19 protein-coding genes are annotated in these 24,232 nt (G+C 69.6%); 13 read left to right on the top strand and 6 right to left on the bottom strand.

The features are described 5' to 3' along the window. The first annotated feature begins 69 nt into the window (after window positions 1–69). The 4 genes from AB0J16_RS41145 to AB0J16_RS41130 all read left to right on the top strand — a co-directional run bounded on the left by AB0J16_RS41145 (window position 70) and on the right by AB0J16_RS41130 (window position 7,141). The gene (locus AB0J16_RS41145) at window positions 70–4,245 is read left to right on the top strand and encodes a HAMP domain-containing protein (RefSeq protein WP_358550293.1); all 4,176 of its coding nucleotides are present in this window, start codon (window positions 70–72) and stop codon (window positions 4,243–4,245) included. Between the two features lie 3 nt (window positions 4,246–4,248). Then, window positions 4,249–4,878, top strand: a complete 630-nt coding sequence (locus tag AB0J16_RS41140) for a response regulator (protein WP_357957483.1) — start codon at window positions 4,249–4,251, stop codon at window positions 4,876–4,878. Window positions 4,879–5,042: 164 nt separating this feature from the next. Beyond that, window positions 5,043–5,693: an IS607 family transposase gene (locus AB0J16_RS41135; RefSeq protein ID WP_358550291.1), complete on the top strand. Its 651-nt coding sequence runs from the start codon at window positions 5,043–5,045 to the stop codon at window positions 5,691–5,693. Next, the gene (locus AB0J16_RS41130) at window positions 5,690–7,141 is read left to right on the top strand and encodes a hypothetical protein (protein WP_358550289.1); all 1,452 of its coding nucleotides are present in this window, start codon (window positions 5,690–5,692) and stop codon (window positions 7,139–7,141) included. The genes AB0J16_RS41135 and AB0J16_RS41130 overlap by 4 nt, the downstream gene beginning before the upstream one ends. A gap of 32 nt (window positions 7,142–7,173) precedes the next feature. Here the strand turns inward: AB0J16_RS41130 and AB0J16_RS41125 are convergent, their stop codons facing one another. After that, complete coding sequence (locus AB0J16_RS41125) at window positions 7,174–8,388, bottom strand: NYN domain-containing protein (RefSeq protein WP_358550386.1); 1,215 nt, start codon at window positions 8,386–8,388, stop codon at window positions 7,174–7,176. 205 nt (window positions 8,389–8,593) lie between these two features. Continuing rightward, on the bottom strand, window positions 8,594–12,028 hold the full coding sequence (locus tag AB0J16_RS41120) for a sigma factor (protein ID WP_358550287.1): 3,435 nt from the start codon (window positions 12,026–12,028) through the stop codon (window positions 8,594–8,596). A 196-nt stretch (window positions 12,029–12,224) separates the two neighbouring features. Between AB0J16_RS41120 and pyrE the strand changes: the two genes are divergently transcribed. Continuing rightward, window positions 12,225–12,758 (top strand): orotate phosphoribosyltransferase, encoded by a 534-nt coding sequence (gene pyrE, locus AB0J16_RS41115; protein WP_358550285.1) that lies wholly within the window; start codon window positions 12,225–12,227, stop codon window positions 12,756–12,758. Here pyrE and AB0J16_RS41110 read toward each other — a convergent pair. Together AB0J16_RS41110 and AB0J16_RS41105 are read right to left on the bottom strand one after the other, a co-directional pair. Beyond that, on the bottom strand, window positions 12,733–13,134 hold the full coding sequence (locus AB0J16_RS41110) for a hypothetical protein (RefSeq protein ID WP_358550283.1): 402 nt from the start codon (window positions 13,132–13,134) through the stop codon (window positions 12,733–12,735). The genes pyrE and AB0J16_RS41110 overlap by 26 nt on opposite strands. 99 nt (window positions 13,135–13,233) lie before the next feature. Further along, entirely contained in the window at window positions 13,234–13,926 is a 693-nt protein-coding gene (locus AB0J16_RS41105) for a DedA family protein (RefSeq protein WP_357957488.1), read from the bottom strand. Between the two features lie 115 nt (window positions 13,927–14,041). Between AB0J16_RS41105 and fbaA the strand changes: the two genes are divergently transcribed. The 3 genes from fbaA (at window position 14,042) to AB0J16_RS41090 (ending at window position 16,891) form a co-directional block, all read left to right on the top strand. Beyond that, a complete protein-coding gene (fbaA, locus tag AB0J16_RS41100; protein WP_358437675.1) occupies window positions 14,042–15,064 on the top strand; it encodes a class II fructose-bisphosphate aldolase in 1,023 nt (340 codons plus the stop codon). Window positions 15,065–15,098: 34 nt separating this feature from the next. Next, window positions 15,099–15,509 carry a DUF3151 domain-containing protein gene (locus tag AB0J16_RS41095; RefSeq protein WP_358437672.1) on the top strand — a complete coding sequence of 137 codons (411 nt, stop codon included), beginning with the start codon at window positions 15,099–15,101 and terminating at the stop codon, window positions 15,507–15,509. A gap of 98 nt (window positions 15,510–15,607) precedes the next feature. Next, a complete protein-coding gene (locus tag AB0J16_RS41090) occupies window positions 15,608–16,891 on the top strand; it encodes an adenylosuccinate synthase (protein ID WP_358550281.1) in 1,284 nt (427 codons plus the stop codon). Window positions 16,892–17,012: 121 nt separating this feature from the next. Here the strand turns inward: AB0J16_RS41090 and AB0J16_RS41085 are convergent, their stop codons facing one another. Beyond that, window positions 17,013–17,663, bottom strand: coding sequence for a GNAT family N-acetyltransferase (locus tag AB0J16_RS41085; RefSeq protein ID WP_358550279.1), 651 nt, complete (start codon window positions 17,661–17,663; stop codon window positions 17,013–17,015). A gap of 87 nt (window positions 17,664–17,750) precedes the next feature. Here AB0J16_RS41085 and AB0J16_RS41080 point away from each other — a divergent pair, with 87 nt between their 5' ends. Beyond that, entirely contained in the window at window positions 17,751–18,167 is a 417-nt protein-coding gene (locus AB0J16_RS41080; RefSeq protein ID WP_358550278.1) for a GNAT family N-acetyltransferase, read from the top strand. Between the two features lie 71 nt (window positions 18,168–18,238). Beyond that, on the top strand, window positions 18,239–19,147 hold the full coding sequence (locus tag AB0J16_RS41075) for a glycerophosphodiester phosphodiesterase family protein (RefSeq protein ID WP_358550276.1): 909 nt from the start codon (window positions 18,239–18,241) through the stop codon (window positions 19,145–19,147). 30 nt (window positions 19,148–19,177) lie between these two features. Here AB0J16_RS41075 and corA read toward each other — a convergent pair whose 3' ends face one another. Beyond that, entirely contained in the window at window positions 19,178–20,287 is a 1,110-nt protein-coding gene (gene corA / locus AB0J16_RS41070; RefSeq protein WP_358550274.1) for a magnesium/cobalt transporter CorA, read from the bottom strand. Between the two features lie 372 nt (window positions 20,288–20,659). Here corA and purD point away from each other — a divergent pair, with 372 nt between their 5' ends. From purD to murA, 3 genes are all read left to right on the top strand, one after another. After that, window positions 20,660–21,880, top strand: coding sequence for a phosphoribosylamine--glycine ligase (gene purD / locus AB0J16_RS41065; protein ID WP_358550272.1), 1,221 nt, complete (start codon window positions 20,660–20,662; stop codon window positions 21,878–21,880). Then, a complete protein-coding gene (locus tag AB0J16_RS41060) occupies window positions 21,877–22,713 on the top strand; it encodes a phosphoribosylaminoimidazolesuccinocarboxamide synthase (RefSeq protein ID WP_358550270.1) in 837 nt (278 codons plus the stop codon). The genes purD and AB0J16_RS41060 overlap by 4 nt, the downstream gene beginning before the upstream one ends. A gap of 78 nt (window positions 22,714–22,791) precedes the next feature. Further along, window positions 22,792–24,057 carry a UDP-N-acetylglucosamine 1-carboxyvinyltransferase gene (gene murA, locus AB0J16_RS41055; protein ID WP_358550268.1) on the top strand — a complete coding sequence of 422 codons (1,266 nt, stop codon included), beginning with the start codon at window positions 22,792–22,794 and terminating at the stop codon, window positions 24,055–24,057. Window positions 24,058–24,232: the final 175 nt, after the last annotated feature.

Below are 24,232 nucleotides of genomic sequence, written 5' to 3'. Positions count from 1 at the left end.
GACTATGAGCTACTCATCGTGACAGACTTGACTCACTCGCGGTGGCACCCCGGGAGTGAAGGAGGCCCCATGACAACGGCCAAGACCGCACTGAGCTCTGAGGAGAGGACCTACACCGAGTCGGATCTCGTCCCGATCCTGGAGACCCTCTTCTCCTGGCGCGACGGCGACTTCCGCCGCCGGGTCCCGCATGCCCCGGCCGGCATCCTCAGTGAAGTGCGGTTGCTGCTCAACGAAGTGGCCGACCGTCGCGAACATCTCGCCAACGAGCTGGTGCGCGTACGCAAGGAAGTTGTCAAGGAGGGCCGCTTCGGCGAGCGGCTGACGCCGGGGCCGGGAGTCGGCGCCTGGGCGGAGAGCGTCGAGTCGGTCAACATGTTGATCGACGCCCTGGTGAGCCCGGTGAGCGGTGCCGCCGACGTGATCGACGCGGTGGCCAAGGGCGACCTGTCGCGGCGGATCGACCTCGATCGCTCGGCCCGCGGCGAGGTGCGCCGCCTGGGCAAGGCGATCAACGGCATGGTCGACCAGCTCGCGCTGTTCAACTCCGAGGTCACGCGGGTGGCCAGAGAGGCCGGCACCGAGGGCCGGCTGGGTGGCGGCGCCAACCTGCGCGGCATGTCCGGCAGCTGGCGCGACCTGACCGAGGCCGTCAACACGATGTCCTCCCGGGTGGCCGCGCAGGTGCGTGACATCGCGGTCGTGACCACCGCCGTGGCCAAGGGCGACCTGAGCCGCAAGGTGACGGTCGACGCCGTGGGCGAGATGTTCGAGCTCAAGAACACCGTCAACACGATGGTGGACCAGCTGTCCGGCTTCGCCGAGGAGGTCACCCGAGTCGCCCGCGAGGTCGGCACGCAGGGCCAGCTCGGCGGCCAGGCCCGGGTGTCGGGTGTGTCGGGCGTCTGGAAGGACCTCACCGACAACGTCAACTTCATGGCCAACAACCTCACCAGCCAAGTACGCAGCATCGCGACCGTGGCCACGGCGGTGGCCCAGGGCAACCTGTCGAAGAAGATCACCGTCGACGCGGAGGGCGAGATCCTCCAGCTCAAGGACACCCTCAACACGATGGTCGACCAGCTGTCGTCCTTCGCCGACGAGGTGACCCGAGTCGCCCGCGAGGTCGGCACCGAGGGCAAGCTGGGCGGACGCGCCGAGGTGAAGGGCGTGTCGGGCGTCTGGAAGGACCTCACCGACAACGTCAACTCCATGGCGTACAACCTGACCTATCAGGTGCGCAACATCGCCCAGGTGACGACGGCCGTGGCCAACGGCGACCTCACCCGCAAGATCGACGTGGACGCCCAGGGCGAGATCCTGGAGCTCAAGTCGACCATGAACACGATGGTCGAGCAGCTGTCGTCGTTCGCCTCCGAGGTGACCCGAGTCGCCCGCGAGGTGGGCACCGAGGGGCAGCTGGGCGGCCAGGCACAGGTACGCGGCGTCTCCGGGGTCTGGAAGGACCTCACGGAGAACGTCAACTCCATGGCCAACAACCTGACCTCCCAGGTGCGCCAGATAGCGGCGGTCTCCTCCGCGGTGGCCCAGGGCGACCTGTCGAAGAAGATCACCGTCGACGCGCAGGGCGAGATCCTCCAGCTCAAGGACACCCTCAACACGATGGTCGACCAGCTGTCGTCCTTCGCCGACGAGGTGACCCGAGTCGCCCGCGAGGTCGGCACGCAGGGCCAGCTCGGCGGCCAGGCCCGGGTGCAGGGCGTGTCAGGCGTCTGGAAGGACCTCACCGACAACGTCAACTTCATGGCCAACAACCTGACCTACCAGGTGCGCAACATCGCCGAGGTGACCACCGCGGTCGCCAACGGCGACCTCACCCGCAAGATCGACGTGGACGCCCAGGGCGAGATCCTGGCGCTCAAGACCACCATCAACCGGATGGTCGACCAGCTGTCCTCGTTCGCCTCCGAGGTGACCCGAGTCGCCCGCGAGGTGGGCTCCGAAGGCCAGCTCGGCGGCCAGGCGCGGGTCGAGGGCGTGGAAGGCACCTGGAAGCGGCTCACCGAGAGTGTCAACGAGCTGGCCGGCAACCTCACCACGCAGGTACGCGCGATCGCCACCGTGACCAGCGCCGTGGCCAGAGGCGACCTGACCCGTTCGATCGCCGTCGAGGCGCAGGGCGAGCTGGCGGAGCTCAAGGACAACATCAACTCGATGGTGGCCAACCTCCGCGAGACCACCCAGGCCAACCAGGAGCAAGACTGGCTCAAGTCCAACCTGGCCCGTATCTCCCGGCTCATGCAGGGCCACCGCGACCTGTTCGAGGTGGCCAAGCTGACGATGAGCGAGCTGACGCCGCTGGTGTCGGCCCGCTATGGCGCCTTCTACGGCGTCGATCCCGAGGGCGAGCACGAGCTGCTGCTGATCGGCGGCTACGGCGTACGCCCCGACCGGGGCCCGCGCCAGCGCTTCGCGGTCGGTGAGGGCATCGTCGGCCAGGCCGCGGCCCAGGGCCGGCACATCGTCCTCGACGACGTGCCGCCGCGGTTCATCACCATCGACAGCGGCCTCAGCCAGTCGACGCCCGCGCAGATCGTCGTACTCCCGATCCTGTTCGAGAACCGCGTCCTGGGCGTGCTGGAGCTGGCCTCCTTCACCCCGTTCGGCGAGGTGCACCTCGACTTCCTGACCCAGCTCGTCGAGACCATCGGCGTCACGATGAACACCATCATCGCCAACTCGCGCACCGAAGACCTGCTGACGGAGTCGCAGCGGCTCACCCGCGAGCTGCAGGAGCGCTCCGACGAGCTGCAGCGCCAGCAGGAGGAGCTGCGCAGGTCCAACGCCGAGCTGGAGGACAAGGCGGCGCTGCTGGCCAAGCAGAACCGCGCCATCGAGATCCAGAACTTCCAGATCGAGCAGGCCCGCCGCACGCTGGAGGAGCGCGCCGAGCAGCTGGCCGTGTCCTCGCGCTACAAGTCCGAGTTCCTCGCGAACATGTCCCACGAGCTGCGCACGCCGCTCAACAGCCTGCTGGTGCTGGCCAAGCTGCTGACCGAGAACGCCGAGGGCAACCTGACCTCGCAGCAGGTCGAGTTCGCCAGGACGATCCACGGCGCGGGCTCCGCGCTGCTCCAGCTGATCAACGACATGCTCGACCTGTCCAAGGTCGAGGCCGGCCGAATGGACATCCATCCGATCCAGGTGTCGCTGCCGAAGATGGTCGACCTCCTGGAGGCGGCGTTCGCGCCGCTGGCCCAGGACAAGGGGCTGGCGTTCGCCGTCGAGGTGGACCGCGACGTGCCGCAGGAGCTGCGCGCCGACGAGCAGCGCCTGCAGCAGGTGCTGCGCAACCTGCTGTCCAACGCGGTGAAGTTCACCCCGAAGGGTGAGGTGAAGCTGCGGGTCACGCCGGTTTCGGCGGGGGTCCAGTTCGACGACGACACCCTGCACAGCGCCCACGACCTGCTGGCCTTCCAGGTGATCGACACCGGCATCGGCATCGCGCCCGACAAGCGCGAGGTCATCTTCGAGGCGTTCCGGCAGGCCGACGGCACCACCAGCCGCAAATACGGCGGCACCGGGCTGGGCCTGTCGATCTGCCGCAAGATCGCCAGGCTGCTCGGCGGTGAGATCCACGTCGACAGCGAGCTGGGCAAGGGGAGCACGTTCACCCTTTACCTGCCAGCCTCCTACACCGGCCCGCTGGCCGAGACCGACAGCGACGCCGTGGTCGAGCGCAGGCAGCTGCTCGCCGTGCCGGTCGAGGAGACGGCGGCCGCGCTGCACGAGCCGCCGATGCCGCTCGACCTGCCGCTGCCCGAGCTGATCGAACCGCCCGCCGAGACCAGCCAGTGGCACGGCGACGACCCGCTCAACGGCGCGAAGATCCTCATCGTCGACGACGACATCCGCAACGTGTTCGCCCTCACCAGCGTCCTCGAACGGCATGGCTCCACGGTCGTCTACGCTGAAAACGGCCGGGAAGGAATCGAACAGCTCGAACGGAACGAGGACGTCGCTCTCGTGCTGATGGACATCATGATGCCGGAGATGGACGGCTGGGCCACGACCTCGGCCATCAGGCGCATGCCGCAGTTCGCCGATCTCCCGATCATCGCGTTGACCGCCAAGGTCATGCGGGGCGATCGCGAGAAGAGCATCGCCTCGGGCGCGTCCGACTACGTACCCAAGCCCGTCGACGTCGACCGGCTGCTCGAACGGCTGCGCGGTTGGCTCGGCCGCGGGCGGTCGACCGGCGAGTCCACCGCCGAAGGGGCGTGATCCATGCCGGATCGTGCCAAGATCCTCCTGGTCGACGACCGCGAGGAGAATTTGATCGCCCTCGAAGCGATCCTGAGCTCGCTCGACCTGGTGCCCGTACGCGCCAGGTCCGGCGAGGAGGCGCTCAAGGCGCTGCTCAACACGGAGTTCGCGCTGATCCTGCTCGACGTGCGGATGCCGGGCATGGACGGCTTCGAGACGGCCGCCCACATCAAGCGGCGGGAGCGGACCCGCAACATCCCGATCATCTTTCTCACGGTGGTCGACAGCGCGCCCGACTACGCCTTTCGCGGCTACGCGGCGGGCGCCGTCGACTACCTGACCAAGCCGTTCGACCCGTGGGTGCTGCGGGCCAAGGTGTCGGTGTTCACCGAGCTGTACAACATGAACAAGCGACTGGCCGAGCAGGCGTCGATGCTGCGCGAGCGGCTGAGCGGCGAGCTGCCGCCGGGCGCGGGTGACCAGGCGGCGATCCTGCCCGAGCTGTCGCGGCGGCTGACGGCGGTGGAGGACGAGCTGGGCAGGGTGCGGGAGCTGGCCAACAAATCGCACGACCCGACGCTGTCCGTCCCGCTCGCCGACCTCGCCGACCGACTCGCCCACCTGCGCTCCGGCTTCGACGCCCTGTCGTAGGCCGCCGCGCCGTCTCTTGTCCGTCCCCGAGGCGCTGAGATCGTTCTCAGAGGCGCGCTGGCGTCTGGACCGCAGCGGGGAAAGGAACTCCGGGCTCAGGGCGGGTCAGGGTATGAGCCGCTTCTCATATTCGCTATGAAAGGCTAACTTTCAGCTATGATCTCTTGCTGGCCTTGTTGAGGTTGGCGGCGGCGGCCAAACGTCTGGGTGTGCACCCGACTACGCTGCGCTCGTGGGCCGATCAGGGCCAGATTCGCTTCGTCTGGGTGGGCAAGGCGCAACCTGAGCGCCGCTTCGACGAAGCGGACCTGGATGCCTTCGCCGGTGTTGCGGCCTCTTCGGTGCGGGAGCGGGTCGAGGTCGCCTACGTACGAGTGTCCGGGGCCGCCGGGCAGGAGACGTTCCTGGCGGCGCAGGAAGATGAACTGCGGCGTACTAGCCGGACCGGGATCGTGAAGGTGTACCAGGACAGGGCCTCGGGGTTGCGGGAGAATCGCCCTGGCCTGAACAAGTTGCTGGCCGATGCCGTGGCGGGGAAGTTCACCGTGGTCCGTATCACCCATCAGGATCGGCTGGCGCGGTTCGGGGTGGCCTGGATCAGCGCGCTGCTGGCTCGTGACGGGGTGAGCGTGGAGGTGCTGCACGCCAAAGGCAGCGCCGGTGGCGTAGAGGAACTCCTGGCCGACTTCATGGCGCTGACCGCGACCTTCGCCGGCCGCATGTACGGCATCCGGTCGCGCGAGGCGCGCAAACGGCTGCTGGCACAAGCCGATACCCGCATCAATGCGGCCTCACCGCCTGAGGCGGGCGTGTGAGTATCCTCACCGCCACGGCCATCTGCACCGCCCATGGCGCGATCGTGGACTCGACGGGCCAGGTTGTTGCTCAGCGGTTGCTGGCGCAGCGGGTGAGCTGGCTGACCGCTCTGACGGCCGGTCTGACTGACGATCTGGTCACCACCCGGTGGACGGCGGCGGATCTGCAAGCGTTGGCGGCCGGGGTGGGGTTGGACGGGCGGGCGTTGCCGGCCAAGGGCTGGATGGCCGTGCGGCGACTGGGCTGGGGCCTGGCCCCCACGCCCGGCCTGCAGGTGTGTGATCGCGTGCTGCGCTGCGCCCAGGAACAGGCCGGGCGCACCCTGCGACTCGCGCTGTACCGGCGCGCGCTGGTGCAGGCCATTGTGGCGACCTGGCCACAAGATCCGCGGGCACGCACCGACGCCGAATGGGAGGCGCTGCGCGCGCTGCTGCCGAAGGCGGTGGGCGTGGCGGAGATTCGCAACCGTACCCGGCAGATCCGCGCCAGCCTCGATGAGCAGGGCGTGTTGCGGGCCGATCTGACCGATCTGGAGCAGGCGCCGGCCAGTGCGGCGCAGATCGTGCTGGCGGCGGCCGACCGGCAACTGCTCACCCTGGAACGCACCGGCGAGCGCGGCGCCCGGCTACGGGTGAAACTGCCCCTGGTCGCCTCACCCACCCGCCGCGCGGACTGGGCCTGGCACGTGCTGCCCATCGCCTTGCCACCAACCGTGGCCGCGCAGGCGAAACTGTGCGCGCCCACCCTGCGCGTGCACAAGGGCCGGGTACGCGTCGATCTGCCGTTCCAGACCCCGATCGCCTTCGCGCCCGCCACCGGGCACGTGCGCGGCTGCGGCTTCGATTGGGGCGTCAACAAACTCCTGACCGGCGTGACCGGGAGCCTGGCCGACGGCGCCGACGGCCAGGTGATCTCCGATGGGCGGCCGCTGACCTATGACGCGAGCGGCGTGTCGGCCAAGCTGGGCCGGCTGCGGGCCGAGCGGGAGTACCTGGCCACCAAACGCGCCCATCAGCAACGCCTGCTGGCCGGAATCACGCCCGCCGATTCCCGCTTCACCGAACTGGACACCGCGCATGAGGTCATCTGTGCCACCCGGGCGGCCCGGCGCGCCCGCCGCACCCAAACCGACCTGCACCCCCGCCCAGCGGCGCGAGACAGATCCAAGAACCGTCCCACCCCCAAACGACCCACCCGCCCCACACGCGCCTCCAAGACCTCCAGCCGTGTGCCCGACCGGCGCACGGTGCCGCCCCACTCCCCACAAGGAACGGACAGCGTCCGGCGGGCCATGCACCCCAGCCGGGACGGCACACGCCGTACCGGACAGGGCATGTCAGGAACTCACCACCGGACCGGCTTCCACCACGCCAAAACCACCCCTGTACTCGCGCTCACCGCACACAGGGGCGGCCCAAGCCAGGCCACGCCCACCCGACTTACCTGATCCCTTCAGGCAACCACAGAGAATTCAAGACGCTAGTGCCTGGCGCGCTCCAAGGCGTCCCAGAAGCCGCGGCGCAGCGCGTGGCGTACCTCGTCGTGCAGCAGGAAGTCGATCGGCAGGGACGATCCCTGGAGTAGGCGAGCCTCCAGGTCGGAGGGCATCCGCGGCTTGCGCGCGAGCACGGCCTCCAGCCACAGGGCCGGCGCGTCGCGGGCCACGGACTCGCCGAAGTCGTGCCCCTCGCGATGGGCGGCCTTGACGGCGTCGGACAGCGTGGTCGCCCCGGCCGTGGCGGCCGAGGGCTGGGAGACCGGCGCGGGCTGCGGGCCGGTGTAGGCGCCGAGCTGCGAGGGCTGGTACGTGCCGCTGGACTGCGGCGGCGGGGGCTGATAGGTGCCGTTGGACTGCGACGGCGGCGGTTGGTAGGTGCCGTTGGACTGCGACGCGAACTGCCCGGTCGTCGGCGCCTGCGGCTGCTGCGGGATGGGTCCGGTCACCGGGGCGGCCGACGGCGTCGGATCGGGCTGATAATTGGCGTAGCTGGGCGGCGACTGCTGGCCACGCCCCGCCGACGGCATCGCGCCGTTGGCACCGGACTGGCTCGCTCTGTCGGCGGCGTGGCTGCCCCCGCTCGGCTGGGCGGGCGGCAACTCCCGCTGCGCGTGGCCGTTACTGGCCGACTGGTGATGTCCGTTGGACGCCTCGATGGCGCCGGCCACCATGTTGACGTAGGGGCGCAGGTGGACGCCGCCCAGCTCGATGATGTCGTCGCTCTCCTGCATGAGCGTGCGGGAGGCCGCCCAGCTGCCGTCCACCGCGATGTGCACCACGGTCACCCGGACGCCGAGGTCCTGGGCGTCACTGACGACCTGGGCGAGGTCCTCGTCACCGCTGACCACGACGGCGTCGCAGATGGCGCTGTTGCGGGCGAGGGTCATCAGGTCGCGGTGCACCTGGGCATCCACGCCTTCGCGCCGACCGGGACGGATGCGCGAGAGACGGAGCTTGAGGCCGGGGATGTCGGCGAGCACGTCGTGCTCCGGAGTACGGCGGGCTTCGACGGTCGCCTCGTACCAGTAGCACCGCAGCATCGGCAGGCCGGTGCGCTCGCGCGAGAGGTTCGACAGGAGCTGCAAGAGCCCTGGATAGTCCCAGGCCACGGCTTCACGATGGCGGGTGCCATGCACGGCCATCGCGCCGTCGGCCAGCAGATAGCCAGCGTCCACGAACAGCGCGCAGCGATCCACTGACACGGCCCCTTTCCTGGTGGTCCGACCTAGCAGACTGTGCACCGTCAGAGCCGGATTCGCGGGCGGCCCTCTCTCAGGGTAATGAAAGCGGGTGATCGCGCGAGGTTAATCCCGACGATTCGCCCCTGCCCCGACCATACGCCGGTGCGTCCGGGCTGACCGTACCAATATGTCGGACTTTGGTCACTATCGTGCACATACGTCACGACCGTGCACGCACGCTGACGGCGGCGATCGCGAACAACACCACATCCTTCCGCGTATCGATGGCCAGCGCCGGGTCATGGCCGAGTTCACCGCCGAACGTGTCGACGTCGACACCGAACGTCATCCCCTTGGCGCCGTTGGACGAGCCGTCGAAGACGTTGTCCGCGTCACGGTCGCCTCCCACGGGGGCGAGCGGCCCCGCGCCCAGAGAGAGCCGGTCACCGTCGAGATCGGCATCGCCTCCCCAGGTCACCACCTCGATCCGAGCAGGCACCAGCCCGCCCGACGAAACCCGCCTGGACGAGCCTCCAGAGGCCGGGCGTCTCCTCGGGACTCCCGCGCGCACGGCCGCAGGAGCCACGCGCTTCCGCGGACTCCGCGCGGACAGGGCCCCAGGAGCCACGCGCTTCCCCGGACTCCGCGCGGACAGGGCCCCAGGAGTCACGCCCTTCTGCCCGCTCCGCACGGACGCGGCCGCAGGTGAGGTCGCACCGTCCCGCAGGCTCCGCGCAGGTACGGCCGCGGGAGCCACGTTCTCTCGGGGGCGTCCCGGGCCTCGGGCGAGTTCGGGTGCGGCGACCAGCCCGTCCAGTGGGATCCGGGCCTGACCCGCCTCGCCGCCGATGACGGTCGGCGTGTCGAGCACCACGGCGTGCCCGTACGGCTCGGTCGGATCGGTCGCGATCACCACCAGGCTCCATCCGGCGTGCTGCGCGACCCCCTCCCCCATCGGCGGGTCGGCCGCCCACCACGTGCCCTCCTGCCTGACACTCCCGACCAGCCCGGTCACGTCGGCGAACGCCTGGTAGGCGGGCCCTGAGGGCAGCTCGCGGACCGTCACCTGCTCGGGCCTGATGAACAGGTAACGCCGCCGACCCGGCGGCCGCAGTCTGATCGGCCCCGTGTTCTCCCCACTGGCCGACCAGTAGAGGCCCGCCCACACGACCCGACCGCCCGGGGGCAATCGCAGCGTGGCGCCGCTGGAGGCGTACGTATCCGGCACCCCATCCCCGTCGACGACCGCCATGGGCCACAGCTCGTCGTCACGCCTGTCGCCCTCCCGCCGCCGGGCCTCCGCGCAGCCGTCACGCTCCAGCGGGCAGCTCAGGAGCGAGTTGCCGACCGCCCTGACCGTCACCTGGCCGTCGGTGGCGAACCTGGCGGGCATCCCCTCCCGCCGTACCCCGGCCGCTGACCGCGCCCCGATCCGCAGCGAACCGGACGTGATCCGCACAGCGGGCCCGTCACCCTGGGGCGCCTGGGCGGCCACCTGAACGCGCAGAAACACGGCAGTCCGGCGACGCGCCTCAAGCGGCCCCCTGGCACACACAGCACCGTGCCCGGCCGGGCGACAAGTCCAGCCATCCAGGGTCCCAACGGGCGTAACCACCGCAGCACCATGACCGTAGCCACCGGGCTGGATCGGCGCCCCACCCGCCGCGGCACTGTGCTCGTAGGCGCCCTGCTGGATCGGCATCTCGCCCGCCGCGACACTGCGCTTGTAGCCACCCGGCTGGATCGGTGCGGCGCCGTGGTCGGAATCGTGCGGGCGGGTCAGGGTCACGCCTGCGGCGGTGCCAGGGCGGTTGTCGCCCGATGGGATCAGTGTGACGCCTGCGGGGAGGTCCACGGTGGCCGTGAGTTCGGCGGTCGGGGCGTTGCCCGAGTTGCGGAGTCGTAGCCCGATGATGCCGGGCTGGTCGCGGACCAGTGCGCCGAGCACGCCGATCGTGGCGTGCAGGCGCGCCCGGTGCCCCCTCGCCGCCGACGGGGTGTCCGGCCGACCGGGAGGAACCCGCGTGGGCTTGTCGGCCGGCCGTACGGGCGGCGGCCCCGCTGACGCGACGGGCTTGGCGACCGGCCTCGGCATCGGCTCCTCGGCCGAGACCAGCGTGAACGCGGCGGCGGCCGCGACAGCGGCGGCGGTACCACCCGCCACCGCCGCCTGTGCGTACGTGGGCACGCGCCGAACCCAGCCGAACACATGCCTGGGCACGCCCAGAACCCAGCCGAGCGCGGGCCTGGCCAGGCCCCGGACACAGCTGAGCACGTACCTGGGCAGGCGCCAAAGCTGGCCGAACGCACATCTGGGCGCCCGGCGCATCCGGCTGAGCACCTGCCCGGACGCTCGCCACACCCAGCCGAACACGGGCCCAGGCGCCTGCCACACCCGACCGAGCATGTTCACGGCCACCCGCCGCGCCCGATCGGACACCTGCCCGTCCACCCGCCCAGACCCCTGCCCGGAGGCCTGCCCAGCCTCCCGCCCAGACCCCTGCCCGGACGCCCACCGCGCCCTCCCCAACAGCCGCCCAGGCGCCCGCCCCAAGCGGCCCAGTGCGCCGGGGAGGCCATCCGGGCCGTCGCTCGAGGTTCTCTCCTTGGCCAGTGCCGCCGCGTACCCAGCGAAGACCGGGCCGGTGATCAGGGGGCCGATGATGACGCGTAGCCCCCGGCTCACGTCCGTCAGCTCCAGCAGGACCGCGCGGCATTCGGGGCAGCCGCTCACGTGCTCGTCCACTGCCTTTGAGTCACGCCTGGCCAGCACGCCACGGACGTAACGGCTCATCCTGCCCAGCGCCAGTCGGCACGTGTGGGGCGGTGGCGCCGCCAGGTGCGTCTGCAGGTACGCCTGGCGCAGGCCCGCGAGAGCCCGGCGGGCGAGGTCGGTGACGCCGTTGGCTGACAGGCCGAGCAGCGGGGCCACGTCGGCGGGCGGCAAGTGCTCGACCTCGGTGTGCCAGAGCACCGCCCGCCACCGCTCGGGCAGCGACAGGAACGCCTTGGCGATCAGCGATCGTTCGAGGCCGATGAGTGCTGGGTCGATGAAGGGCACACCGGGATCGACCTGCTCGATCCCGCCCATAGCCGCCTGCCACTCGGCCCCGCCCACGGCCGCCTGACCCCCGGCTCCACCCACGGCCGCCCGCCGCTCTGTCCCGCCTATGACCGGCTGGTCCTCGCCCCCGCTCGTGGTCACCTGCCGCACGGTTCGGCTCACGGCCGCCTGGCCCTCGGCCTTGGCCACGGCCGGCTGCTGCTCTGTCCCGCCTATGACCGCCTGGCCCTCGATTCCGCCCAGGATCACCTGGCGTTCGATCCCGCCCGTGGCCGCCTGCCGTTCGATCCCGCCCAGGGCTATCTGGCCGTCGGCCACCCGCGTACGGTCACAGACGGTGCGTCGCACAACCGTCAGCAGGTACGTCCTGAAGCCCGCCGAAGGACCGCCGCCACGGCCGACGAGGTCGAGGATCTTGGTGAACGACTCGGCGACCACGTCGTCGGCCTCGGCCTCGCCCCTGACGAGCTGGCGGGCCAGCGAGCGCGCGGCGGCCACGTGGCGGTCGTGGAGCTCGCGGTAGGCGGTGGCGTCGCCGGCTCGGACCGCGTGGAGAAGATCCGCATCACTCTGCGGCGATTCTGCACCCATAGTGACCTCACGATTACCCAGAGTTTACCTCCGAGCATTCCGCAGCCACCGTGCCGGCTAAACCGAAGGGCCGCGTTTACCTTCCCACGGCCCTCCCGGGCCTTCCGACAGCCGCTCCAGGCGGCCGTAGGCGGACCTCCTGGCCAGCCGTAGGCGGGACCTCCTGGACGTAGGCGAGGACCTTAAGCTGGGACCCATGACAGACCGCGACAACCTGCTCGCCGAGATCAAGAAGAAGGCCGTCGTGCACGGCAAGGTCGTGCTCTCCTCGGGTCAGGAGGCCGATTTCTACCTGGATCTGCGCCGGATCACGCTCGACGGGGTGGCCGCGCCCCTGGTCGGCAGGGTGATGCTCGACCTGACCAAAGATCTGGAGTACGACGCCGTGGGCGGGCTGACGTTGGGCGCCGATCCCGTCGCGACCGCGATGATGCACGCCGCCGCCACGCAGGGGCGCCCGCTCGACGCGTTCGTGGTGCGCAAGGCGCAGAAGGCGCACGGCATGCAGCGCAGGATCGAGGGTCCGGAGGTCAAGGGCCGTCGCGTGCTGGCCGTCGAGGACACCTCCACGACCGGCGCCTCCCCGCTGACGGCCGTCGAGGCGCTGCGTGAGGCGGGCGCGGAGGTGGTCGCCGTGGCCACGATCGTCGAGCGCGGCGCGGCGCCCCGGATGGCCGAGGAGGGGCTCGACTACCGCTCCGCGTTCACGCTCCAGGACCTCGGGCTGTGAACGCCTCCCGCGCGCCGGCCTTGCCCTGCGCGCGGGGCTTGCCGTTCTCGGTCACCACGACCGTGGCGGCGTCGCTGAGCACCACGTCGAGCTCGGGTTCGAAGTAGCTGACCTCTTCGCCTCTGCTCATGTCGCGATATTGCAGCACATCACCGCCCGGCACGCGGACCGTGACGAGGGGGCAGGTGTCCGCTACGCACTCGATGCGGACGGTCGGCACCTGGGCGCTGGCCTGCGGCTGGGCCGCGACCTTCCCGCGTTCGGGCTGCTGCTGCCGCGTGTCGAGCGAGGTGAGCAGCGCACGACCGCCGACGACCAGGAGCGTCACCACGGCCACCGCCGCCAGAACGGCGAGCGCGAGGCGGGCGAGGCCCATCGGATCTGACCTGTGGCGTCCCACAAGGGGGAGCGTACTCGTAGGCGGGGTCGATCTCGATCACCAAAAGATCGCTAAAACTCGATCGCTGAACGATCGTCAACGCACGCGGTGGTGCTTGCCGTTGGGCTCCGGTAGTTGCTTGCCGGCCCTGCGGGTCTTCACGACCTCAACGATGATCGGGATCAGCGAGATGAGCACGATGAGGAAGACACCGGGCAGGATGTACTTGTCGATCTTGGTCGGATCGACCTGGTTGCCCAGGAAGTGGCCGATCAGCAGCATGCTCTCGACCCACAGCACGCCACCGACCACGTTCCACAGGAAGAACGTGCGGGCCGGCATCTCCAGGACGCCGGCGACCGGATTGAGGAATGTGCGGACGATCGGTACGAAGCGGGCGATGATCACCGCTCTGGCCGGGCCGAACTTCACGAAGAAGTGCTCGGCCTTCTCCACGTACTCCCTCTTGAACAGCCGCGAGTCCGGCTTGTCGAAGAGTCTCCTGCCGATCTTGACCCCTATGAGGTGGCCGAGTTGGGCGCCCGCCACCGCGCACAGCGGCGTGGCGATCAGCAGCACGGGGAAGGACAGCGGCTCGATGCCAATCCCCTTCGCCGCGGCGGCGGAGCTGAAAATGCCCGCGGCGACGAGCAACGAGTCACCGGGCAGGAAGAACCCGATGAGCAAGCCCGTCTCGGCGAAGATGATCGCCAGGACGCCGACGGTCGCGAAGGCGCCGAGCATCGTCAGCCACCACGTCGGGTCCAGGAGATTGGAAAGCCAGTCCACGGGGTGAGCCTACCCGTCGCGAACGGCCTTGGCCGCCGCGCGTTGTCTCTACCACGCGGGGTAGCGGACGGGGATACTGGGCTGCGCGAAGCCGTACTTCTCAGGGAGATGAAGCATGCCTATAGCAACCCCAGAGGTCTATGCCGAGATGCTCGACCGCGCGAAGGCGGGCGGATTCGCCTACCCGGCGATCAACGTGACCTCTTCCCAGACGCTCAACGCCGCGCTCCGCGGCTTCGCCGAGGCCGGGAGCGACGGCATCGTCCAGGTGTCGACCGGCGGTGCGGAGTTCCTGTCCGGCGCCACGGTCAAGGACATGGTGATCGGTGCGACGGCGCTGGCCGAGTACGCCAGGGTGATCGCCGCCAAATACCCGGTGACGGTCGCGCTGCACACCGACCACTGCCCCAAGGACAAGCTCGACGGCTTCATGCGGCCGTTGATCGACATCTCGCTGGAGCGGGTCTCCAAGGGTCTCGACCCACTCTTCCAGTCGCACATGTGGGACGGCTCGGCCGTACCCCTGGAGGAGAACCTGGAGATCGCCAAGGAGCTCATCGACAAGTGCCACCGCGCCAACATCATCATGGAGATGGAGATCGGCGTCGTCGGCGGCGAGGAGGACGGCGTCGTCGGCGAGATGAACGAGAAGCTCTACACCACGACCGAGGACGCGCTGGCCACGGCCGAGGCCGTGGGGCTCGGTGAGAAGGGCCGCTACCTGCTGGCCGCCACGTTCGGCAACGTGCACGGCGTCTACAAGCCGGGGCATGTCAAGCTGCGGCCCAGCGTGCTGAAGGAGATCCAGGACGCCGTCGGCGCCAAGTATGGCAAGGACAAACCGTTCGATCTGGTCTTCCACGGCGGTTCCGGGTCGGCGATGGAGGAGATCCACGAGGCGATCTCCTACGGCGTGGTCAAGATGAACGTCGACACCGACACCCAATACGCCTTCACCAGGCCGATCGCGGACCACATGTTCCGCAACTACGACGGCGTACTCAAGGTCGACGGCGACGTCGGCAGCAAGAAGGCCTACGACCCGCGCGCCTACGGCAAGGCGGCCGAGGCCGGCATGGCGGCCCGCGTCGTCGAGGCCTGTGAGCACCTCAAATCCGCTGGGACGAAGATCTCCTAGCCACTTCGGCGGCTCGGCGGGTATGACTTGTCCTATGGATAACCTTCTCGCCGGGCCGCCCCCGACTCAACTGCCGGACCTGCCCGAGGCCAGGGAGGCGCTGGAAGCCGGCGCCAAGGCCGCCGACGTGGCGGCCCGTTTCCCCGCCTACCCGGCGGCCTGGGCCACGCTCGCGGAGGAGTACTTCGCGCAGGGCCACGCCGTCACCTCCTACGCTTTCGCGCGCACCGGCTACCACCGCGGGCTCGACCAGCTCCGCCGGAGCGGCTGGAAGGGGCACGGTCCCATCCCCTGGGAGCATGAGCCGAACCGCGGCTTCCTGCGCTGCCTCTACTCGCTCTCCAGGGCCGCCCAGGCGATCGGTGAGAAGGACGAGGCCGAACGATGCTTGCAGTTCCTCAGGGACAGCAGTGAGGACGCCTATGACGCGCTGGCCAAGAACTAGCACTTGGGACGAATAGGCCGACTCGGGTAGTCTCTCTACGCAAGAGCCCCTGTCGCACTTGCGCCAGGGGTTTCGTTTTGTGCTCGGGAGACTGAACCATGCCGGCTGCCGTTCTCGTTGGTGCCCAATGGGGCGATGAGGGCAAGGGCAAGGCCACCGACCTCCTCGGTGGCGACGTCGACTACGTCGTCCGCTACCAGGGTGGCAACAACGCGGGTCACACCGTGGTCATCGGTGACCAGAAATACGCACTGCACCTTCTGCCCACCGGAATCCTGTCGCCGCACGTCGTGCCGGTGATCGGCAACGGGGTCGTGATCGACCCCGGCGTCCTGCTCAGCGAGATCGACGGGCTGGCCGCGCGCGGCATCTCCGCCGAACGCCTGCTGATCTCCGCCGACGCGCACTTGATCATGCCCCACCACAAGGCGCTCGACAAGGTGACCGAGCGCTACCTGGGCAAGGCCAAGATCGGCACGACGGGCCGGGGCATCGGCCCCGCCTACGGCGACAAGATCTACCGGATGGGCGTACGCGTCCAGGACCTGCTCGACCCCGGCATCCTGGCCAAGAAGATCGAGGTCGCGCTGACCGAGAAGAACCAGGTGCTCACCAAGGTCTACAACCGGCGCGGCATCGAGGCCGAGGCCGTCGTGGAGGAATACCTCGGCTACGCCGAACGCCTCAAGCCGCACATCGCCGACACCTCACTGGTGCTGAGCCGGGCGCTGGACGAGGACAAGTTCGTGCTGCTGGAGGGTGGCCAGGGCACGCTGCTCGACATCGACCACGGCACCTACCCGTTCGTCACCTCCTCCTCGCCGACGGCCGGCGGCGCCTGCGCCGGGTCCGGCATCCCGCCGATGCGGATCACGAAGGTGATCGGCATCCTCAAGGCGTACACCACCCGCGTCGGTTCGGGCCCGTTCCCCACGGAGCTCGAGGACGAGATGGGCGAGTGGCTGCGCCAGACCGGCGGCGAGTACGGCGTGACCACCGGCCGCAACCGGCGCTGCGGCTGGTTCGACGCGGTCATCGCCCGCTACGCGACCAGGATCAACGGGGTCACCGACTTCTTCCTCACCAAGCTCGACGTACTGTCCGGGCTGGAGCGGATCCCGGTGTGCGTCGCCTATGACGTCGACGGCACGCGGCACGACGAGATCCCGATGACGCAGACGGACTTCCACCACGCCAAGCCGGTGTACGAGGAGTTCCCCGGCTGGCAGGAGGACATCACCGGCGCCAAGACCTTCGACGACCTGCCGCCCAACGCGCAGTCGTACGTGCGGGCGCTGGAGGAGATGAGCGGCGCGCCGATCTCCGCGATCGGCGTCGGCCCCGGCCGAGACCAGACGCTGGTGCTCCGCTCGCTCGTCTGACCCGAGCGGTTCACGGGTACGGCCGGCACCGCGTCGCCGGCCGTACCCCGAGTGAGCCTCGGGAAGCGGTCAGGACCTCAGGCCGCCGGCTCAGGAGGCGTTCAAGAAGCCCCTCAGGACGTCAGGAGGCGGCCAGGACGGCGGCGGTCATCGGGGTGCGGGTCGTCCAGCCGATGCTCCGGTAGAGGGCCTGACCGGCGGGAGTGGCCACCAGGATGCCCGTCCTGGCGCCGCGCGAGGCGGCGATGTCGGCCAGGGCCGTCATGACCACGCGCCCCAGGCCGCGGCGGCGGTGGTTCGGGGCGGTCTCGACCTGGTCCACGACCGCCGTACGCCCGGTGACCGCGATCTGCCCCCGGGCCGCGATCTCGCCCGCCGCCGTGAGCAGGCGGGCCACGGTCACGTCCGACCGGGTGGTGACGGCCAGCGTGTAGCCGTCGGGAGCCTCGGCCCGGCCCCGCGACAGCGGCCCCGTCATCATGAACTCCGGCTCGTCGATCGACCAGGCCGGCGTGAGCCAGGGGACGACCGCCTCAGCGGGTGCGCAGAGCTTGAGCCAGGTGCCCGGCGTGCTGATCGTCTCGGCCAGCAGCCGCAGGTCGCCGGGGGTGGGCGCGGGCAGCACGTGGCGGGCGACGTGGCCGGGGCGGCCGACGTCCACTCGCAGGCCCCATGGCTCCCGTACGGGCCGAGGGGCGCTGCGCGAGACCACCCAGCCGTCGACCCAGGCCTGGACGATTTCCGGCCGGACCGTTTCGAGTGCCTCCGTCATGACCGCCAGCTTATTGCCACAGAGTCGCATTTATCGACCTAATAAATGCCGTGCGTGGCGCGGCGACCTGCGCTTACTCTCCGGGGCATGGACATCCGTCGTGCCACCCGGCCCGAGGTCGTCGAGGCGGCCGGTCATCTCTTCGACTCCGCTCCCCTGCCGGAGGCCACCGCGAGGTTCCTGGCGGACCAGCGCCACCACCTGCTCATCGCCTACGTCGACGACACCCCGGCCGGGATGATCACCGGGGTCGAGACCACCCACCCCGACAAGGGGACCGAGATGTTCCTCTACGAGCTCGGCGTGGACGAGCCCTTCCGTGGCCGGGGCATCGCCAGGGCGTTGGTCGCGGCCCTGGAACGGCTCGCTCGCGAGCGCGGCTGCCACGGCATGTGGGTGGCGACGGACGAGGGCAATGAGGCGGCCCAGGCCACGTACAGCGGCGCGGGCGGGGTGCCTGAGAAGGACCAGGTGGTCTATGTGTGGACGTTCGGCCAGGAATAGCCATACTCACCACAAAAAGGGCGCGGCGTGGCACGTCGTGCTCGTGGCGCGCGGCAGGTAGTGTCCCCGGTGTGCGCGTTGAGATTCACGGTCATCGGGGAGCGAGGGGCCTCTGGCCCGAGAACACTCTTCCGGGGCTGAGCCGCACGATGGAGCTCGGGGTGCACGCGCTCGAGTTCGACGTCGCGCTCACCGCCGATCGGCGGCTCGTGTTGACCCACGACCTCACGGTCTCGGCCGTGACCAGTGCCGACACGCGGCCGATCGCGAAGGACGACCCCCACTTCCCCTATGTCGGCAAGCCGATCAACTCGCTCGGGCTGGCGCAGCTGCGCATGCTCGACGTGGGTGTGCGGCTGCCCCGGCACGCCGACGATCCCTTCGCGCTGACGCAGCGGCCGATGCCGGAGACCCGGATGCCCACGCTGGGCGCGGTGCTCGGGCTGGTCAACGCCTACGAGGCCGAGGACGTACGCCTGCACGTCGAGCTCAAGTCCGACCCGACCAGGCCGGAGCTGACGGCCGATCCCGAGCTGTTCACCGAGATGGTGCTCGAGGAGTTCGACCGGCACGGCAGGCTGGACAACGCGGCGATACTCAGCTTCGACTGGCGGATCATCGGCCACGCCGCCCGGCTGGCGCCGGGCACGCGGCGCTTCGCGCTGATCGAGCTCGACACCCTGCACTGGAACGGCCCGCTGGGCGACGACATCCCGGCCGCCGCCCGCGAGGCGGGGGCCACGACGCTGTCGCCCGAGCACGTGATGGTGAATGAGGACCTGATGGCCCAGGTGGCCGCGGCGGAGCTGGACGTGGCGGTCTGGACCGTCAACGACAAGGCGCTGGCGGCTCGGATGCTGGACCTGGGGGTGGCGGGGATCGTCACCGACTACCCCGATCGGATGCGCGAGCTGTGGCGGGAGCGCGGGCTGCGGCTGCCCGACCCCGTCGGCCCGCTCAAGCGGCCCGTCGGGGTTTGACGCCCGCGCGACACACCATCCAGAAGCCGGCTAAAGCCAGCCGTTGCGGCGGAAGCCGCGGTGCAGCAGGACACAGGCCGTGATCATCACACCGAGGACCGCCGGATAGCCCCACACCTGGTTGGTCTCGGGCATGAAGTCGAAGTTCATGCCGTAGATCCCGGCGATCATCGTGGGCACGGCCATGATGGCCACCCAGGACGAGATCTTGCGCATGTCCTCGTTGGCCAGGGCGTTCGAGCGGGCCAGCGCCGCCTGCAGGATCGAGCTGCACAGCTCGTTGGACGACTCGACCTGCTCGCACACGCGGGAGAGGTGGTCGCCGACGTCGCGGAAGTATTCGCGCATCTCCGACGGGATCACCCGGCGCTGCGGCAGCGCGGCCAGCGGGGCCTGGAGCGGCGTGACGGCCCGCTTCAGCTCCAGCATCTCCCGCTTGAGCTGGTAGATGCGGTTGATGTCGCGGGAGCTGACGTCGGCGAAGACGGTCGCCTCGACCTCTTCGAGTTCGAGCTGCATGAGGTCGGCGACCTGCAGGTAGCGGTCGACGACGTGGTCGGCGATGGCGTGCAGCACGCCCGCGGGTCCGCGGTTCATCAGCTCGGGCTTGTCCTCGAGCCGCTCGCGCACCTCGGTGAGGGGACAGTGCCGGCCGTGTCGTACGGTCACCACGAAGTCGACGCCGAGGAACACCATGATCTCGCCCGTGGCGATGATCTCGCTGGTGGCGGTCAGCTCGTCGTGGTCGAGGTAGGCGATGGACTTGAGCACCATGAACAGGGAGTCGCCGTAGCGCTCGACCTTGGGGCGCTGGTGGGCTTTGACCGCGTCCTCGACGGACAGCGGGTGCAGGCCGAACACGCCGGCCAGCCACTCGACCTCGGGGGCGGCGGGCTCGTGCAGGCCGACCCAGACGAACGCCTTGGCGCCGTCGGAGCGGCTGTTGTGCTCGCGGACCAGGTCGAGCGACTCCTCGATGCCCGGGGCGAAGACCTTCTCGCCCTTGATGTAGGCGCCGAACTCGACGATGGAGTCAACGGGAGGCACGCAGACCTCACGCACCGGCTTGGTGAGCTGGCGCGAGACATGCGGCTGTGCGGGGTGACGGGTGGTGCGACGGAAAAGCGTAGACGTGCGCATGGCAGTCCCTTTCCGCCCGACCTGGCACGCTCCACGCGCGACGAAAAGTCACCTCAATCAACGAAAGTACGTGGAGGCACGATCAGGCTGCCGGATTGGAGTGGTCGGGGGCATACAGGGTGTACGTGGGTGAGCACGTACTGCTGGGATCACCAGGTTTCATCCCGGACCACCTCCAATCACAAGAGATGCCATAAAGCCGCCCTAAGTTACCACAGGCGGATGGACCCGACTGACGATACTCTCCGACGGGTCCTGACAGCAGGTAGAACTCCACAAAGATTCCCGCCTATTCCCACATTTCGAGTGCCCACGCTGGTCTGACGCGGGTGCGCCGGGTGGCCGCCCGGCCGTCCCTGCCACAATGGGGCGGTGCGCGTTCTAGTCATCGGCTCCGGCGGGCGTGAACACGCCCTGTGCCGCTCACTCATGCTCGATCCCCAGGTCACCGAGCTCCACAGCGCCCCCGGCAACGCGGGCATGGAGGAGATCTCGGCCCCGCATCCGGTCACGGCCACCGACCCCGCCCAGGTGACCGAGCTGGCCCTACGACTCGGCGCCGATCTGGTGGTGGTGGGCCCCGAGGCGCCCTTGGTGGCGGGCGTGGCCGACGCGGTGCGCGCCGCGGGCATCGCCTGCTTCGGCCCGTCGAGCCGGGCGGCGATGATCGAGGGCTCCAAGGCGTTCGCCAAGGAGATCATGACGGCCGCCGACGTCCCCACGGCCAGGGCGCGGGCCTGCGTCACGCCCGAGGAGGCCGCTCAGGCCCTCGACGAGTTCGGCGCCCCGTACGTGGTCAAGGACGACGGGCTGGCCGCGGGCAAGGGCGTGGTCGTCACCGGCGACCGGGAGCAGGCGCTCGCGCACGCGGCGGCGTGCGAGCGGGTGGTGATCGAGGAGTTCCTCGACGGGCCCGAGGTCTCGCTGTTCGCGCTGTGCGACGGCAAGACTGCCGTGCCGCTGCAGCCCGCCCAGGACTTCAAGCGCGCCTACGACGGCGATGAAGGCCCCAACACCGGCGGCATGGGCTCCTACACCCCGCTCACCTGGGCTCCCGAAGGGCTCACCGAGCAGGTCATGCGCGAGGTCGTCCAGCCGACGATCGACGAGCTGGCCCGGCGCGGCAGCCCGTTCCAGGGCGTCCTGTACGTGGGCCTGGCCCTGACCGCGAAGGGGCCGAAGGTGATCGAGTTCAACGCGCGCTTCGGCGACCCGGAGACCCAGGTGGTGCTCGACCGCCTGGAGACGCCGCTGGCCGGGCTGCTGGCGGCCTGCGCCACCGGGCGGCTGAGCGAGCATCCGGCGCCGGTGTTCCGCGCGGGGTCGGCGGTCGCCGTGGTGGTCGCGGCCGAGAACTACCCCGACGCCCCGGTCAAGGGCGACGCCATCGAAGGGCTCGACCCCATCGGTGGCGCCTACGTCCTCCACGCCGGCACGAAGCGGGTCGACGGCCAGGTGCTCTCCGACGGCGGGCGGGTGCTCAACGTGGTCGGCACCGGCCCCGACCAGGAGACGGCCCGCCGCAACGCCTATGAGCTGGTCTCCCGCGTACGACTGCGCGGCTCGCACCACAGGACGGACATCGCCCGATGAAGCACCTGCACTCCGGCAAGATCCGTGACCTCTACCAGACCGACGACGGTCAGCTGCTGATGGTCGCCTCCGACCGGATCTCGGCCTTCGACTATGTGCTCGAATCCGAGATCCCCGACAAGGGGGCCATCCTCACCCAGATGTCGCTGTGGTGGTTCGAGCAGCTGGCCGACCTGGTGCCCCATCACCTCATCGGGCCGGGGCCCGACTCCCGCAGCGTGCTGTGCCGGCCGCTGTCGATGGTGCCCGTCGAGTGCGTGGCGCGCGGCTACCTGACCGGCTCGGGCCTGGTCGACTACCGCCGCGAAGGGGCGGTCTCGGGGATAGAGCTGCCGCCGGGCCTCGAAGACGGGTCCCGGCTGCCCGAGCCGATCTTCACGCCCTCGACCAAGGCCCCGGTCGGACAGCACGACGAGCCGATCTCCTTCGAGCGGGTCGTCGGCGACGTGGGCGCGGAGACGGCCGAGGAGCTGCGCCGGATCACGCTCGCCGTCTACACGCGCGGCGCCGAGATCGCCCGCGAGCGGGGCATCATCCTGGCCGACACCAAGATCGAGCTGGGTCGCGACGCCGACGGCGTGCTCACGCTGGGAGACGAAGTCCTGACGCCCGACTCATCACGATTCTGGCCGCTTGACCAGTGGCAGCCGGGACGTTCCCAACCGTCATTTGATAAGCAATATGTAAGGGATTGGTTGTTGTCGCCCGAATCGGGATGGGACAAAAGCTCCGGAACTCCCCCACCTCGCCTTCCCGACAAGGTAGTGGAACAGACCAGACAGCGTTATCTGGAAGCCTACGAGCGCATCACCGGAGCTCCCTTTAGGGGATGATTCGGCTGGGGCAGCAGTGGTTAGCGGCTACTCTTGGCCCGGTCCAGCTCAGACCGAGACCTCCGAGGAGCCGCACGAATGGTCCGTTACCGCGTGCGCGGTGGCAACCCACTGCGTGGAACCGCCTTCATCCAGGGCGCGAAGAACGCCGTGCTGCCTATGATCGGTGCGGCCCTGCTTGCCCCCAAAGGCCGCACTGTCCTGCGCAACGTACCGATCATCGAGGACGTGCGGCGGGCGGTGGAGCTGGCCGAGGCCATCGGCGCGTACGTCGAGCTGCACGAGGCCGAGCGCACGCTGGTGATCGACGCCTCCCGGCTGACCAGTCCGGTGCTGCCCGCCGACATCGCCAGGCGCTTCCGCGGCTCGGTCCTGTTCACCCCCGCCCTGCTGCACCGGCTGGGCGAGGCGATCGTGGAGGGGGTCGGCGGCTGCAATCTCGGCAGTCGCAACCTCGACTTCCACTACCTGGGCTACAAGCGGCTGGGCGCGGTCGTCGACGAGGGCGAGACGGTCATCCACGTCAAGGCGTCCGGCCTGACGGGCGCGACCCTCTACCTCGACACCCCCTCGCACACCGGCACCGAGAACCTCATCATGGCCGCCGCCCTGGCCAAGGGCACCACCGTGATCGAGAACGCGGCGCTGGAGCCCGAGGTGCTCGACGTCATCGACATGCTCACCAAGATGGGCGCGCGGATCAGCGGCGGCGGCACCGGCTTCATCACCGTCGAGGGCGTCGACGAGCTGCAGGCCGTGGAGCACACCGTGATGCCGGACCGGCTCGACGCCGGTGTGTTCGCGATGGGCGCGGCGATCACCGGCGGCGACCTCAGTCTCGTGGGCACCGGTCTCGACCTGGGCGTCGTCCGCTACAAGCTGGAGCAGATGGGCGTCGACTTCGCCCGGCCCGGCGCGGTTCTCCACGTACGGTGCGAGCGGCCGCTGCGGCCGATCAACATCATCACCGACACCTACCCCGGCTTCGCCACCGACCTCCAGTCGCCGATGATGACGGTCGCCGCCCTGGCCGACGGCACCAGCTACATCCACGAGCGCATCTTCGACGGCCGCTTCGCGCTGGCCGGCGAGCTGAACAAGATGGGCGCCGACGTGGAGGTCGAGGGCAGCAGGGCCATCGTCAGGGGCGCCACCCCGCTGAAGGGCACCCGGGTGACGGCGCACGACCTGCGTTCCGGAATCGCGCTGGTGCTGGCCGGACTGGCCGCCGAAGGCGAGACCGTCATCGAGTCCGGATACCTCATCGACCGCGGGCACGCGCATCTCGCCGAGCGAATGCGGGCGCTGGGGGCGGACATTACACAAGAGATTTCCGACCGCTAAAAAGCGTTAGGAATACCTGCTTGAGCTGCTGATATACCTTCACAGCGAGTCAAGCAGAACGACTTTCCGGAAAAGTCGGGCGTGACATTATGGTCCCCGCGAGCGATCGTTCCAAAAGAGAGCACTGCAACAGACAGCAGGATGGGACGAACATTGGTCGAGAGGGCCGAAGAAA

The organism is Nonomuraea sp. NPDC049750, from assembly GCF_040659625.1.
Taxonomy (GTDB): Bacteria; Actinomycetota; Actinomycetes; order Streptosporangiales; family Streptosporangiaceae; genus Nonomuraea.
Note: the sequence above shows the minus strand (reverse complement) of the source record. Positions and strands in the feature narration are given on the sequence as shown.